Here is a 14,569-nt window from a genome sequence, read left to right as displayed (position 1 = left end):
CGATTCAGACGGCCGGCCAGCAACGGGGGACTCGTGGTGAAGACATCAGAGCGGTCGCGTGTCATCGACTTCCTGGAGCGCAACGTCATCGGCAGGACGGTCGTCGCCGAGCCGATCACGACCTACACCAACCAGGGCCGGACGGAAAGCACCTACATCGACCAGACGTTCTTCAGCGGCCTGGTCCACACGGCGGACGGATTCCGCTTCGACCTGACCACGGTCAGCCTGGGCCGCCGTTACGGGCTCGACGACGAAGGCAGGCACCAGGAGAACGCGGGCGTCCTGGACGCCGTCCGGGTCTACCGCTACGAGATGACCGAACGGGCCAGCTCGGGCAGGCTCGTGGGGTTCGCGCGCTTCATCAGCTCGACCAACACGGCGTCGGACCCGTTCTCCGGCACCTTTTTCCTCGTCCGGATGCGGATGGAGGGCGACGAGCTCGTCATCCAGGACACACAGGTCGGATACGCCGACTTCTTCGACTACGGCGGCACGCGCAAGCCGGTGGCCTCCGACGGCCTCTACCGCTACACCGCCCAGGACGGGAAGGTCGTCCTGCGGTTCACGCAGAGCACGTTCGACGTCGACCCGAACACCATGGACCGAACCCCGACCGGCGACCGCTTCCCGACCCAGATCAGCGAAGAGCGCGCCTGACCCGAGGCGACATCCATCGAGAGGGGACAACGATGTCGAAAACAGCCACGATCAGGGACGAGGCCACCGCCGCCCTCGCCGCGGTCGCCCAGATCGATCTCACTCCCATCAACGCCAAGCTGCGGCACGACGACCCGGAGTTCTGGACCGACGAGGTGATCGCCCAGGCGGAGCTCGACTACCGCCGTTTCCTGGCGCTCAACATTCTCCGCCCGGCCACGGCGCTGTCGGTCAACAAGACCCTCGACGAGTACTGGCACCAGCACATTCTGGACACCCGCAAATACGCCGCCGACTGCGACATGGTCTTCGGCCGCTTCCTGCACCACTATCCGTACTTCGGGCTCGAAGACGAGCAGGAGTGGCAGGAGAACCTCGACCTGTTCGCCTTCACGCAGGACCTGTGGGAGGAGGCGTTCGGCGTCGGGCTGGCCGGCAGGCCGCAGCTCACCCTGGACAAGGTCGTCGGAGGCTACTCGGCGGAACCCGACGCCTCCCCCAAGCGGATCTACGCCTTCCCGGAGTCGTGCAAGTCCAGCCAGCACCACTGCAAGAAGATCGTCGCTCCCGAATTCGATCCGGGCCCGATCGAGCCGCTGCCCGAGGAGCCCTTCCCGCAGGCCGCGCCCGACGAAGGCCGTGCGAGCAGATGACCTTGACGAAGGACCGGACCGCCGGTGGCCGCCACATCGTCTTCCTCGGCCCGTCGATCGGGCTGGACCTGGCCAGGCGGACCCTGCCCGACGCGGACTTCCGGCCGCCGATCAGGCGGGGCGACCTCGACGCCCTGCCCGAAGGCGCGGTCGTGGGCATCGTGGACGGCGTCTTCGACCAGAGCCTGGCCATCAGCCCCGCCGAGATCCGGGAGGCGATCAGGCGGGGGATCGTGGTGTACGGCGCGGCGAGCATGGGAGCGTTGCGCGCGGCCGACGTCAAGGGAGTCGTCGGCGTCGGCCGCATCCACGACATGTACAGAACCGGGACCATCGACCGCGACGACGAGGTCGCGCTGCTGTTCGACCCGGACACCCACCTCCCCGTCACCGAGCCCCTGGTGAACGTCCGCTACGCGGTCGAACGACTGGTCAGCTCGGGCACCCTGGCCCGCCAGGCCGGGGACGAGCTCGTCAAGGCCGCCGAGAAGCTGCACTACAGCGAGCGCACGTACCCGAACATCATCAGGTGCTCGGCGCTGGCCGGCGCCTCCGACGCCGGCGACCTCGTCCGGTTGCTGCGTAACTTCGACCTCAAACGCGAGGACGCGCAGTTTCTCCTGGAGACCCTGGCCGAGGTGCCGGTCCGCGCCGGCGCAGAGGTGGCCTCCGGCCAGGACGGGCCCGCTCTGCGGGTCCGTGACCGGGAGGACGGCCAGGCGCCGGTCATGGTGTGGGAGTCCGGCGACCGCGCCGACTTCCCCTCGCTGGTCCGCTTCCTCAAGGTGACGGGCGCCTTCGAGGGCCACGCCCGCAACGCGCTGGCGCGCATGGCCGTCGGCGGCCTGCTGCCGCCCGTCGAACCCGGCGCGGGCGGGCTGGACGCGCAGTCCCTGCTGGACGTCACCCGGACGCAGTGGGGCTGGGAGTCGCCGGAGGAGGCGCACGTCACGATGCGCGACCTCGGGCTCGGGCTCGCCGACGCCGCCGACTCGCTGCAGGCCGAGACGGTCACCGCACGCCTGGTCCAGACCGTCGCGCGCCGCCCGGCGCAACGCTTCGCCAAGGCGCTGCGGGCCGAGCTGTGGATGAACGACCTCGCGCTCAAACGGGAGACGCTGCGGCTCGGGGCGTTGACCTGGTTCGCCGGACAGGGCGCCGAGGCCGGCCCGCCCGACGAGGCGGAGATCGAGGACGCCCGGCGCTGCGTCACCAGGCTCAGGTCCGCCCTGCAGTGGCCCTACGTCGAAGCCGAGCTCGCGACGCTGGGACTGTCACCCGAGGACATCGACTCCGTCGTCACCTGCCTCGCGCTCGCCCGCCGTGCCGCCCGTTCCCTCGTCGCGGCCATGGACGGCCGGCGCGCGCCCCGGCCACCGTCCGAACGCGCCGAGGGCTGGCGCGATCTCGGGCTCGCCCTCCACAGCAGCCCCAAGGCGCCGGGCTCCAACCGGTTCGTCCTGCCCGAGCCCGAGGCCGTGCGGCTGGCCGACCAGATCGCCGACCAGGTCGGCATCCGCCGCGTCGGCCTGGTCGGGGAGCTGACGACTCTCGGCGTGCACGTCGCGCAGGCCTTCGGCGACCGCAGCAGGTGGTCCTCCAGCTTCAGCAGCGGCAAGGCCGAGACCCGGCAGGGCGCGCGGGCGGGCGCCATCATGGAGGAGGCCGAGCTGCACGCCCAGGACGCCTACCAGCCGGGGCCGCCGGTCCGCACGTCGTTCGCGGCCTCCTCGCGGCGCCTTCCGCTGATCGATCCCTGGACGTTGTCCCTGCCCTACGACTCCCGCTACCGCCACGATCTGGAGATCGACTGGGTGGAGTGCGCCGACCTGCTCGGCGGCGGCACCGTGCTCGTACCCGCCGCCTGCCTGGTGGGAGAGCGGCTGCCGAACGACGTCTACTACTCGCCGAGGCTGGGCGGCAAGGTCTTCTCCTCCAGCGGGCTCGGCTCGGGGTTCAGCCTGGCCGAGGCGGCCGTGCACGCCGTCGCCGAGCTCATCGAACGGCACGCGCAGCGGCTGGCCGAACTGGAACTGGACAATCCCGGCGGTGTGGGCGTACGCCGGTTCTGGTTCGTCGATGAGGAGACGCTGCCGCAGACGCCGAAGCGGATCATCGGCAAGTACCGCGAGGGCGGCATGCGGGTCCGCGTTCTCGACATGACCGCCGACATCGCCGTGCCGACCTTCTACGCCAGGATCTTCGAGGACCCTTTCGCGGGCGCGGCCAGCACCTCCTCCGACGGTTTCGCCTGCCATCCCGACCCCGAGGCAGCGGTCACGATGGCGCTCCTGGAGGCGGCGCAGACCAAGGCGGGCTTCGTGGCGGGCAGCCGTGAGGACTTCTCCCTGCAAGCGCGCAGCCTGGGCCGGCACGAGCGGCCGCGCACCGGCATCCCGGCCTCACAGGTGTTCTGGTTCGGCGACGACCGCCCGGTCCGGCCCTTCGACCAGAGCGTGGGATTCGTCAGCGGGGACGTCCTGGAAGAGCTGGAGTGGATCGTGGACCGGGTGGAGGAGGCGGGCTACCGGCACGTTCTCGTCGCCGACTACACCATGGCCCGCATCCGCCCCGCCCACGCCGTACGGGCGATCATCCCGGGCTCGGAGACGACGAACCCGCTGTGCACCGGCGCCAGGGGCCGCGCCACCTGCATCCGCGACCTGCTGCCGCGGGCGGCACGCGAGAACGGAGCATGGTGACGGCATGGTGACGGCTCCGCCGAGAGACGTCGTGTGGGACATCACCTATGCCTGCCCGCTGCGCTGCGCGCACTGCTACTCCGAATCGGGGCGCCGCCCGTCCCGGCAGCTCAGCGGCGCCCGGCTGTTCCGGGTGGCCGACGCGCTCGTCTCCTTGCGCCCGCACGCGATCGTCTTCGCCGGAGGCGAGCCGCTGAGCGTTCCCGAGATCTTCGACGTGGCCCGGCGCGTCGGCAGGGCGGGCGTCCAGCCTCACCTCTACACCGGCGGCTGGAAGCTCGCCCCGGCCGCCGTCCCGGCCCTCATGGACGTGATGGCCAGGATCACCGTCAGCCTCGACGGGGCGCTCGCCGCGACACACGACCGCATCCGCGGCCGGGTCGGCTCCTTCGAGCGGGCGCTGGCGGTGCTCGCCCAGCTCGACACCGCGATCGGCAGGCGCAGGCGGGCCGGCAGAGCGGCGCCCGCCCTCGGGATCGACTTCGTCGTCGTCCGCAGCAACCACGAGGAGCTGGCCGGCTTCTGCGCGCACGTGGCCTCGCGCTTCGCCAACCTCGACTCCGTCTTCTTCGGCGCCGTGCTGCCGACAGGGCTGGCCAGCAGGCCGAGCTTCGCCGAACACGAGCTGCTCGACGAGGGGCAGGCCGAGCGGCTGCGCGACGGCAGCCTGCGGCGGGAGTTGCAGCGCCTGGTGCCCGCGATCGAGATCCGCACCAGCGACAACGGCATGTTCCAGATGCACCCCGACCGGCTCGCGGCAGGAGAGATCCCCGCGATGCAGGTCGAGCCCGATGGACTGGTACGGGCGATGCCCATCTACGAGGGCACCGTGGGCAGCCTCCTGCAAGAAGATCCGTTCGTGTTGTGGGAACGGGCCGTGAGCCGGTGGAGTGATCCGTGGGTGACGAGCCTGCTGCGATCGGCGTCGAGCCCGGCGGGCTGGGCCGAGGCCACCCGGCGGATCGACGCACGATTCGGGTCCGACGCCGACCGGGCACGCATCCGCGAACGCCCGCCCTACCATCCACCCAGCGGTCCCGGCGGCGCCTGACACGCGCCTCTGATGGGCGGTCAGAACGTGCCGGTCGTGGTGCCGGCGCTGCCGCTCGCCGGCGTGGTGAGAACGGTGTTGCCGCCCGGCTGCCACTGGTCGGCGGTGTCGGGGAAGTTCGCCTCCTGCCGTTTGGCGCACTTCCACTCGATCGTGGTGTTGGGTGGGAGTTTGCCGACGGTGCCGGTCCAGGTCGGGTAGGCGGCCGGCGACAGCTTGACCGCCCCGGCCACCGACCACGCGCCGAGCTGCGGCGCGCTGCCGACGGCGTAGACCGACTGGCCGGGCGTGGTGGTGCCGTTTGCGCAGGTGAACGTGGCCGAGACCGGAGCCTGTCCGAGCGTGAAGGCGAACGTCTTGGCCGTCGTGACGGCCGTGCTCGCCGACTTGGCCACGACGAGGTTGCCGCCCGCGTTGTACCACCCGTCGGCGGCCGCGTCGAAGGCGGCCTTGGTGGCATGCTGGGTGAGCGCGACGCCGTTCAGTGTGACGGCCGAGGCCTGGGTGCCGGAGATCAGCTCGACGACGTTCGACCGGCTGCTCGCGGCGCCCGTGTACGTGCCGCTGGAGGCGGCCACCGTGACGCTCGCCGTGCCGCCGGTGAGCTGCTGGTTGATCTGCGTGGTGCGGACGGCGCCGCCCTGGTAGCCGGTCGAGGCGCCGTCGTCCTCGTAGAGCGTGAAGCTCGTGGCCGCGGCGTCGGGGTAGACGCGGGCGACCAGCTCGTTCCTCGTGGTGGCGTCGGTCCGCTTGCCCATGACGTTCATGGTCTTGTCGTCCACGTACATCTTGGGCAGGATCGCGCCCGCCCTGGCGAAGGCCGGCAGGCGGAAGACGCCGTCAACCCACAGCGGCCGGTCGGCGAACCACTGGCCGGTGCTGGTCAGCTTCTCGCCCGTGGCGTAGTCGTACCAGGTGCCCGCGGGCAGGTACATGTCGCGCTTGCGCTCGCCCGCGCCCGCGACGACGCCCACCAGCAGGTCGCGGCCGATGAGCTTCTCGTGACCGGCCTCGCGCACGTTCTGGTCGTTCTGGTGGTAGTACGCCAGCGGCGGCACGACCGGCTCGCCGAACCGGTAAGCCCGGTGGGCCAGCGAGTAGTAGTACGGCGTCAGCTCATAACGCTGGCGGAGGTTGGCGAGGTTACTGGTGGTGTGCCCGATCTTGTCCGGTGAGGTCTGCGCGCAGTTGCACAGGTTCTCGGTGTGCGGGCGCACCGGCACCTCGAACCACGCGCCGCCGGCGAACCACTGGGTGTAGAGCTCGTCCAGGTCCGAGTCGAGCATCTCCCTGCGGAAGCCGCCGATGTCGGAGCCGTAGTAGTCGATGCCGGACATCGACAGGTGCATCTGAGCGTTGTGCTGCTGGGCGAGCGCGCTCAGCTTGGAGCCGATGTCGGCCGACCACATGGCCACGCCGTGCCGCTGCATGCCCGCCGCCCCGGAGCGGGCCAGCATGAACGGGCGCCTGGTCTCGGAGGTGTAGCCGCGGGCGATGCTCTCCGCCCACTTGAGGTTGTAAACATTGTGGTAGTCGGCGTGGGCGTGTTTGCCGGGCAGGACGCCGGAGGTCCAGTCACCGGCGTCGTACATCTCCGGCTCGCCGAGATCCAGCCAGTGGCCCTGGATCCCGGCGTCGATCAGCGGCTTGCGCTTGAGCGTGTGCCAGTAGTCGCCGGCGGCGTCCCGCGTCCAGTCGATCATGCCGCCCCGGCCCCACCAGTCGTTGGCGGTCAGGTACGCGGGCGCGCAGGTCCCGCAGCCGGCCCGGACAAGGTAGCCGCGGGAGGCCAGGTCGGCGTGTTCCGGCAGGTTTTTGCCGATGTAGGACTCCTCGATCGTCATCAGGCCGATGCCCTTGTTCGCCTGGTAGTCGGCAATGGTGGCCGACGGGTTGGGGAAGGCGGTGGTGTCCCAGGTGAGGCCGCCCATTTTGGTGTTGTCGGAGCCCGCCGTCACGCCGCCGAACCACGGCAGGTCCAGGACGAATCCGTCCACGGGGAACTTCGCCGCGCGCAGCCCGGAGAGCCGGTTGTCGATCTCGGCCCAGTTGTCGTAACCGAACTCCGACACCCACATGCCGAACGCCTTCTTCGGCGGCACCGGCGGCCGGCCGGTCAGCTCCATGTAGTCCTTGCGCAGATCGGGCAGGTCGGGCCCGGTCATCGTGTACCACCTGAGCTGGTCGCCCCAGGTGTCGACCGTCCACGGGTCGCCGGTCAGGTTCCATTCCTGCTTGTAGACCTGGTCCAGCAGCAGCCCGTAGTTCAGGTTGGCCGCCCCGACGGCGAAGAGCACGGGGATCTGGGTGTTGCCCACCGGGCCGTTGTCGGTGTCGTACACCATGGCGTTGCCGTACGCGCCGCCCGGCGTGCGGCTGCGGCCGACCCAGTCGCCGTCGGCGCTGCCGCCCATGAAGAACTGCTGGCCCAGCCCGTACGCGTTCTGAATCGCCCCCTTGGTGATCGTCAGGCCCTTCCACGCCTGGGTCAGGTTGCGCGGGCACGCCTCGTACAGCAGCCGCGCGGGGTCGGACACCTTCACGCACAGCGTCCCGGCCGTGACCTCGACCTTCATCCCGCCCGTGGTGAGCGTATTGCCCGACTGGGTGAAGCTCGCCGGGCCCGGATAGTCGGTCTTGGCCACCTGGGGCGTGGTGAAGATCGGCGAGCCCGTGCCCGGCGACGTGCCGTTCGCCAGCTCGAAGTGCACCAGGTCGTCGTCCAGGAACTCCACGATCAGGTAGGTGGCGCCGCTGGTGAACTGCACGCGTTGCACGGCCGCGTGCGCGGGCTGCGCCACCAGCAGCGGCAGGAGCAGCGTGGTCAGGAGGAGGGGCAAGCGTTTCATGGTCGGGCCACCACCAGGTTGTCGAGGTTGACGCCGCCGCTGTCGTAGGTGATCTTGACGGTGTGCGCCCCCGCGGTGAGTGAGGTGGTCAGCGCCGCGGTGCCCCAGGTGTCCCAGTCGGCGAGGGCGGGCAGCGAGAGTGTGCCCACCGAGACGCCGTCCACGGAGACGGTCCTGGTTGAGGCCACGGTGGTCGAGTAGCGGAACCTGAGCTGGTGGCTGCCCGCCGCGTCCGCCTTGACCTGGAACGTCACCGCGTCACCCGGGCTCGCGAAGCCGTCCACGAAGCCCGTGCCGGTGTATCCGGGGTGGTCGGCGTTGGTGGACGTGCCGGTGCCGGTGGCGAACTCGGCCTCGTAGGCCGCCTTGTCCACGCCGTTCAGGGTGATCGTCCGGCCGGCCGTGGCGCCGGTCAGCTTGACGTGGGTGAGCTGCCGCACCGGGTCCCACCACCAGCCCTCGGCCGCGGCCTTGAGGTCGGCGAGGCTCGCCCGCGCGCTCGCGCCGGTCACCGAGGCCGGCTTCGTGCTCGCGACCTGCAGCGTGCTGGTCGTGGTGAGCGCGGGCACGGTGACGGTCACCGCGTGTCCTGCCCAGTTCTCGGCTGCGCTGATCGTGCGGGTGGCGTTCGCGGAGTCCTCGAAGTAGGCGTATGACGTCGATCCCGCGGGATAGATGCGGAAGGTCAGGTTGGTGTAAGTGTCCACGCTGTTGCCGATCTCCCCGCCGAGCTGGTAGTCGGCGTTGAGGTTGAGCGGGATGATCGCCCCCGGTTTGGCGTAGACGGGGATCGTGTCCAGGCCCGCGTTGTAGGTCTTGGTGCCCGGCCCGGTGAAGCGGCCGCCGTTCCACAGGTCGTACCACTCGCCGGCGGGCAGGTAAACGTTCTTGGAGGTGGCGCCCTGCGTCGTGATCGGCGCCACCAGGAGCTGCGAGCCGAACAGGTACTGCTGGTCCTGGGCCGCCGCGGTCGCGTCTGCGGGGAAGGCGAAGCTCATGGCCCGCATCATCGGCACGCCCGTCGTGGAGCTCGCCCTGGCCTCGGTGTAGAGGTAGGGGATCAGGTTCATCCGCACGTTGGCGAACGTGCGGAAGGCCGGCACCACGCTCGTGTCACCGGTGCGCGCCTGCACGTTCCACGGCGTGCGGGCCTCGGACAGGCCCGGGTTGGCCTTCTCGGAGTGGTACTGCATGATCGGTGAGAACGTGGCCTGGGCCGCCGAGCGCAGATAGAGCTCCGCGCTGGGGAAGTCGCCGGTGAAGCCCGCCAGGTCCCAGGCCGTGTAGGGCACGCCCGACTGCCCGGCGCTGAGCTGCGCCCTGACCGCCTCCTGGAAGGCGGAGAAGCTGGAGTTCTGGTCGCCCGCCCAGAAGATCGACCTGCTCTGGGCGCCCGTCGTGCCCGCCCGGCTGAAGATCGTGCCGTTCGGCTTCTTGCCCTTGACGTAGGAGTTGTAGGCGCCGGTGTAGCTGTTGGGGTAGGCGTTGTGCATCTCGTCGCCCTTGCGGCCGTCGGCGAACTGCACGCCCCGGCCGAAGATCGCCTCGCTGCCGTCGGTCTTGAACCCGTCTATGCCGATCTCGTCGATCAGGTAGTCGCGCTTGCTCATCCACCAGTTCGTCGCGGCCGTGCTGGTGAAGTCGGGGACCATGCTGTCGCCGAACCACTGGCCGGTTGGGATGCGATAGGGGCCGTTAGTAGCATTTTTCGCGACATATCCCTGCGCCTGTGCGTACGCCTTGTCGTTGAGGTGCTGCTGCGGCGCCGTCGGCGGGTTGCTGTCGAAGTTCTCCTTGAACACCGGGATCTGCCAGAGGATCATCTTGATCCCCTTGGCATGGGCGCCCGCGACCATGGCCTTCGGGTCCTGCCACGCGCTGCCCGCCGGGAACGTCAGATCCCCGTACGCCGGCTTGCTGCTGCCCGGTTTGGGGGTGTACGTGGCGCCGTGCCAGACGTAGAACGTGGCCTCGTCGCTCCACTGCTCCAGCACCATCGCGGTGTGCGGGATCTTGTAGGTGCCGACGTTGGCCAGCTCGGCGTTCACCTCGGCCTGGGTGTTCCACTCGTTGGCCGACATCCACACCCCGAACGCCCACTTCGGCGGGAGCTGCGGCCGCCCGGTGACCGCCGTGTAGTCGTCCACGATCTTGGCGGGGGTGCCGGCGAAGAAGTGGTAGTCGAGCGTCGAGTCCAGCCCGCCGCCGGTGTCGACGGTGAAGCCTGCCAGGTCGCTGAGGTGCGTGCCCAGATTGAAGATCGCATAGCGGGTGCCGGCGACGTGCACGCCGTACCCGGCCGAGTTCAGGAAGAACGGCACGCTCAGGTACGTGCGCCGGGTCGCGCCCTGGTCTCTGTACTGGTTGTAGACGTAGTTGTGCACGTCGGTGCCGCGCTGGTCGAGCCGGTCGTAGCGCTCGCCGAAGCCCTCGAAGCGCTCGCCGGCCGGCGACATGAAGTGGTCCTCGATCTTGGTGATCGTGGTGGCGCCGTCGCTGGCCCAGCCGATGTTTCTGAACATGGCGGGGTCGTACTGGCGGGTGATCAGCGTCGTGCCGTCGCCCTTGTAGACCGACAACCGATAGGGCGACTTCTGGATCTTCAGGACGAGCGAGTTGGTGGAGATCGTCAAGGTGCTCGCAGAATTCGTCACCGTATATCCGGATACACCGGAAATATTGAGACCTGAACCGCTTGGGGCGATCTGCGTTCTGAACCGGTCGAGCGCGGGGAAGGCGAAGCGGATCTTCGGTGTGAAGCTTCCTGCGCTATCGCCGGTCGTGACATCTACTGACGTGGTGTTGTTCACGAACCCGGTCACGTTCGTCACCGTGCTCCACGAGGTGACTGTGAACGCGAACGGGCCGGTGCTCTTCTGCCCGCCGCCGTTCACGTCGGCGTTGACCGTGTAGGAGATCTTGTCGCCCCGGGCGAACGTGCCGAGGTCGATCTTCCAGTAGCTGTTGTTACCGCTGTTGTGGTCCCAGGCCGCGCCGACCGGGGTCTGGTTCACGCCGTTCTTCGTCCACGTGACCCATACCGTCTGGCCGGACTCGATCGGCCAGGTCGTCGCGTTGATCTGGACCGCCTCGCCGGCCATCGGATCGCGGGGCACGCGCTCGGTGGGCTGGCTGGAGTAGAGGTCGTCGATCCCGGCCGGGTCGTGGTAGAGGCCGTCCAGCGCGTGGGCGGGCACGGTGACGAGGCAGGCGAGCAGGGCGAGCGCCATGATGACGGCGCCCGACCGTAACAGGCTCATGGGTGTGCTCCTCTCAGGCGGCGAACACGGGGGAGAGCCTGGACCAGTGCTCCGCCGCGCACAGGACGGGCGGGCGGTCGAGGGGCGCGGGCAGGGTCACGGTCCGCCCGCCGGTCAGGTCGCGCCCGGTCCAGACGTCGACCCAGCTTCCCTCGGGAAGGTAGACGGAGATTTTCGAAATGTTGGGTTCGGTCACGGGGGTGATCAGCAGCGCGTCACCGAGCTTGAACTGCAGCGGATGCCGCCACACCTCGGGGTCGTCCGGGTGGTCGAAGAAGAGCCCCCGCATCAGCGGCGCGCCGCCGCCGACCGCAGTGCGGGCCTGCTCGGCCAGGTACGGCACCAGTCGCTCCCGCAGCCCGGCCAGTTGCCGGAACACCGGGATCACCCGCCCGTCCCCGGTCTGCGCGGCGACGTTCCACGGTGTGCGGTCCCTGACGGGCGTGCGATGGTGATTGAACTCCGAGTGGTACTGCATGATCGGCATGAACGCCGACGCTCCCGCCGCCCGCAGATAGAGCTCGGCGTCCGGCACCGGCCCGGAGAACCCGGCCAGATCCCAGCCCCAGTACACGATCCCGCAGGCCGAGGCCGTGATCCCGGCCCTGATCGACGACCTGAACGCCTCCCACGTCGAGTCCTCGTCCCCGGCCCAGAACGCGCCGTGCGGCTGCGAGCCCGCGAACCCGGCCCTGCTGAACGTCACCGGCGCCTTCCCGCACGCGCGCAGCAGGTCGCCGAACGCGCGGGCGTAGTGCACGGGAAAACGCCCGTTGCCGGCCGCGCCGTCGCGTCCGTCGGCGTAACGCAGGTCGTGGCCCCAGGCGTGCTCGCCGCCGTCGGTCTTGAACCCGTCGATCCCCACCTCCTCGACCAGGTAGCGCCGCTTGGCCGTCCACCAGTCGCGCACCTCCTGGCAGGACAGGTCCGGCATGAGCGCGAGCGGGAACCACCACCCCCGGTTGCGGTAGGGGCGGCCGTCGGCCTCGCGCACGCCGTACCCGCGCTCGACGAGCTGACGGGCGTCCACGGCGGCCTGATGCCCGGGATGCGGGCGCATCTTCTGCAGCGGAATCTGCCAGAGCAGCACCTTGACGTCCCTGCGGTGCAGCTCGTCCACCATGCCCTTGGGGTCGGGCCAGGGGCCGTCGGCGGGGAAGGTGTAGTCGGCCAGCTCGTGCGGCTCCTCCGACGGCTCGTACGTGGCGCCCCTGAACGCCGTGAACGTGGTCTCGTCGCTCCACGCCTCGATGACCAGCGCGCCGACGGGGATGTCGTGCTCCCGGTGCCGGTCCATCTCGGCCAGCACGCGTTCCTGGGTGTTCCACTCGTTGCCGCTGGCCCACAGCCGGAACACCCAGTCCGGCAGCTCCGTGGGCCGCCCGACGTCGTCGAGGAAGCCCCGCAGCACGTCGGCGGGGGCGTCGCCGCCGTGGAAGCGCACGCCCAGCTCGCCGTCCTGGCCGGTCTCCGCCTCGACGACGATCCGGCCGGGCCGTGCCGCGCCGACGTCGTACCAGGTCCGCCGTGACGTCTGGACGTGCCAGCCCCAGCTCGCCCGGCCGCCCACGACCATGGCGAACGGCATCGGCAGGTAGGTGCGCCCGTGCCGGCCCTGCGCCTTGTACTGCTCGAAGACCACCGCGTCCAGGGCGCGGCCCCGCTGGTCCACGGCGTCGAACCGCTCGCCGAACCCCACCACGTGCTCGTCCGGCTCCAGGGCCAGCTCGAACCGCACCCGCAGCACTCCGTCGCCGTCGGCCAGCCAGCGCACGCTGCCCGGCACGATCCGGTCGCCGCCCTCGACGTTCAGCTTGCCGCCCGCGTCCGACCACCTCGCCGCCGTCATCTCGAACCAGCGGCTCGCCCGGCTCGCGCCGTCGTCGGTCGTGGCGCGGAAGCGGTAGGCGTAACGGCTTCCCGCATTCACCACGGGGGTGTGCACGCTCCACGAACCGGCTGCGGCCCTGGCGGTCCGCGCCTGGGCCGCGGCCAGATGCCCGCCGTCCACCACGTCGGGCCGATCGCCGGGCGGACCCCCCGCAGCCCCTCCAACGGACTCGCCCGCAGCGTCGGTCGTGGTGTCGGTCGCGGGAGGGTCATCCGCGATCCGCTTGGTCAGCGGCAGTTCCACGGGTGCGGCGCCGTCCACGGTCCAGTCGCAGACGACGGAGACGACCCGCGCCGACGCGCGTACCCGTAGCTCCACGGGCTGCCCGTCCAGCGGCCTGGCAGGAACGCGCTGATCCTCCGTTTCCGCGTACGGATGCCCCGATCCGAAAGGCCGATGCCGGATCACGCCGTCACCCCCAGCTCGTCGGCGAGGATGAGGTACATGCCGTGTGACCACAGCAGCGGCGTGGCCACCGGCCCCCACCGATCCAGCCACTCCTGCCGCCGCTCGGGCGCCAGCAGCAGGTCGGACACCTGCTCGGGCAGATCGCCCGAAGGGGTCGCCTGGGCGGCCATCCACTCCAGATACCGCAGAGCGTCGTCGCGCCGCCCCGCGCGGGCGTGGTTCCAGCCGAGGAACCCGGCCAGCAGCACCCACCGCCCGCCGCCGTAGAAGGTGTCGGCCAGATAGCGGTACACGCCGCCGTCGCGGGCGAGCTGCCGTTCCACTTCGGCGACCGTCGCCGCGCCGACCGGATGCCCGGCCGGATACAGCCCGAACGGCTCCACGCAGGCCAGCAGGCTCGCGTCCACCGCGTCGCTACCGAGCCACTTGCGCAGGAACCCGCCCTCGGTGACGCCCTCCCGCGCCACCAGCTCGGCGATGCCCTCGACAGCCGAGGTCGCCGCCGCCGACTCCGCCGCGCTGAGCACGCCGAGCGCGACGGCGGCCCGCAGCCCCGCGTGGACCGAGCCGAGCGTGGCCACGTGGCGCTGCTCGACGTGCTCCTCCCACCAGTCGTAGCAGGGCACGTGCCAGAACGCCGTCAGGTAGCGGGCCGCCGTCCTGACGCCCTTCTCCACGCCGGGCGCGAGCTTGCCGTGCCGCGTGGAGTGCTCGCGCAGCGCCCACAGCCACGTGCCGTACCCGTCAAGCTGGAAGTTCCACCAGTCGTCTTCGCCGTCCACGCCGTCCAGCGTGAAGCGGGTCGGCAGCATCTCGGCGGACGGGATCTCCTCACCGCGTCCCGCGCGGGACACCAGCGTGTCCACCTGGCCCGCGCGGTCGCCGACCACCCGCGCGCACCAGGCGTGGAAGGCGTCCGCGCCGGCCACGTCGCCGTGCCTGCTCACCCCCTCGGCGATGAACGCGCCGTCGCGCAGCCAGGAGTAGCCGCGGTAGGCGGAGAAGGTGGGCGATGCCGGATATGCCCCGGAAGGTGCCTGCAATCTCTTGATCACGTCGAGGCTCTGCGCGACGAGGGACAACGAAACTCCTCAA

8 protein-coding genes are annotated in these 14,569 nt (G+C 70.4%); 4 read left to right on the top strand and 4 right to left on the bottom strand.

All coding sequences use genetic code 11. The annotated features are described in order from the left end of the window. The first annotated feature begins 33 nt into the window (after positions 1–33). The 4 genes from ACFOY2_RS06910 to ACFOY2_RS06895 are packed head-to-tail and all read left to right on the top strand — an operon-like array spanning position 34 to position 5,066. A complete protein-coding gene (locus tag ACFOY2_RS06910) occupies positions 34–660 on the top strand; it encodes a hypothetical protein (RefSeq protein WP_379527090.1) in 627 nt (208 codons plus the stop codon). A 32-nt stretch (positions 661–692) separates the two neighbouring features. Then, entirely contained in the window at positions 693–1,313 is a 621-nt protein-coding gene (locus ACFOY2_RS06905; protein WP_379527089.1) for a glycine-rich domain-containing protein, read from the top strand. A 2-nt stretch (positions 1,314–1,315) separates the two neighbouring features. After that, entirely contained in the window at positions 1,316–4,015 is a 2,700-nt protein-coding gene (locus tag ACFOY2_RS06900; protein WP_379527088.1) for a YcaO-like family protein, read from the top strand. A gap of 4 nt (positions 4,016–4,019) precedes the next feature. Then, positions 4,020–5,066 (top strand): radical SAM protein, encoded by a 1,047-nt coding sequence (locus ACFOY2_RS06895; RefSeq protein ID WP_379527087.1) that lies wholly within the window; start codon positions 4,020–4,022, stop codon positions 5,064–5,066. Positions 5,067–5,086: 20 nt separating this feature from the next. Here the strand turns inward: ACFOY2_RS06895 and ACFOY2_RS06890 are convergent, their stop codons facing one another. Genes ACFOY2_RS06890 through ACFOY2_RS06875 form a run of 4 tightly spaced genes read right to left on the bottom strand, consistent with a single transcriptional unit; the run spans position 5,087 to position 14,556 of the window. Next, positions 5,087–7,915, bottom strand: a complete 2,829-nt coding sequence (locus ACFOY2_RS06890; protein ID WP_379527086.1) for a TIM-barrel domain-containing protein — start codon at positions 7,913–7,915, stop codon at positions 5,087–5,089. Beyond that, positions 7,912–11,175, bottom strand: coding sequence for a TIM-barrel domain-containing protein (locus tag ACFOY2_RS06885; protein WP_379527085.1), 3,264 nt, complete (start codon positions 11,173–11,175; stop codon positions 7,912–7,914). Before ACFOY2_RS06885 ends, ACFOY2_RS06890 begins: the two co-directional genes overlap by 4 nt. A gap of 13 nt (positions 11,176–11,188) precedes the next feature. Further along, positions 11,189–13,474, bottom strand: coding sequence for a glycoside hydrolase family 31 protein (locus ACFOY2_RS06880; RefSeq protein ID WP_379527084.1), 2,286 nt, complete (start codon positions 13,472–13,474; stop codon positions 11,189–11,191). After that, positions 13,471–14,556 carry a glycoside hydrolase family 15 protein gene (locus tag ACFOY2_RS06875; RefSeq protein WP_379527083.1) on the bottom strand — a complete coding sequence of 362 codons (1,086 nt, stop codon included), beginning with the start codon at positions 14,554–14,556 and terminating at the stop codon, positions 13,471–13,473. The genes ACFOY2_RS06880 and ACFOY2_RS06875 overlap by 4 nt, the downstream gene beginning before the upstream one ends. Between the last annotated feature and the right edge of the window lie 13 nt (positions 14,557–14,569).

Source organism: Nonomuraea purpurea (genome assembly GCF_042650645.1).
Lineage (GTDB): Bacteria > Actinomycetota > Actinomycetes > Streptosporangiales > Streptosporangiaceae > Nonomuraea > Nonomuraea purpurea.
The sequence above is the reverse complement of the archived record's forward strand: the minus strand, read 5'-3'. Positions and strand labels throughout refer to the sequence as shown.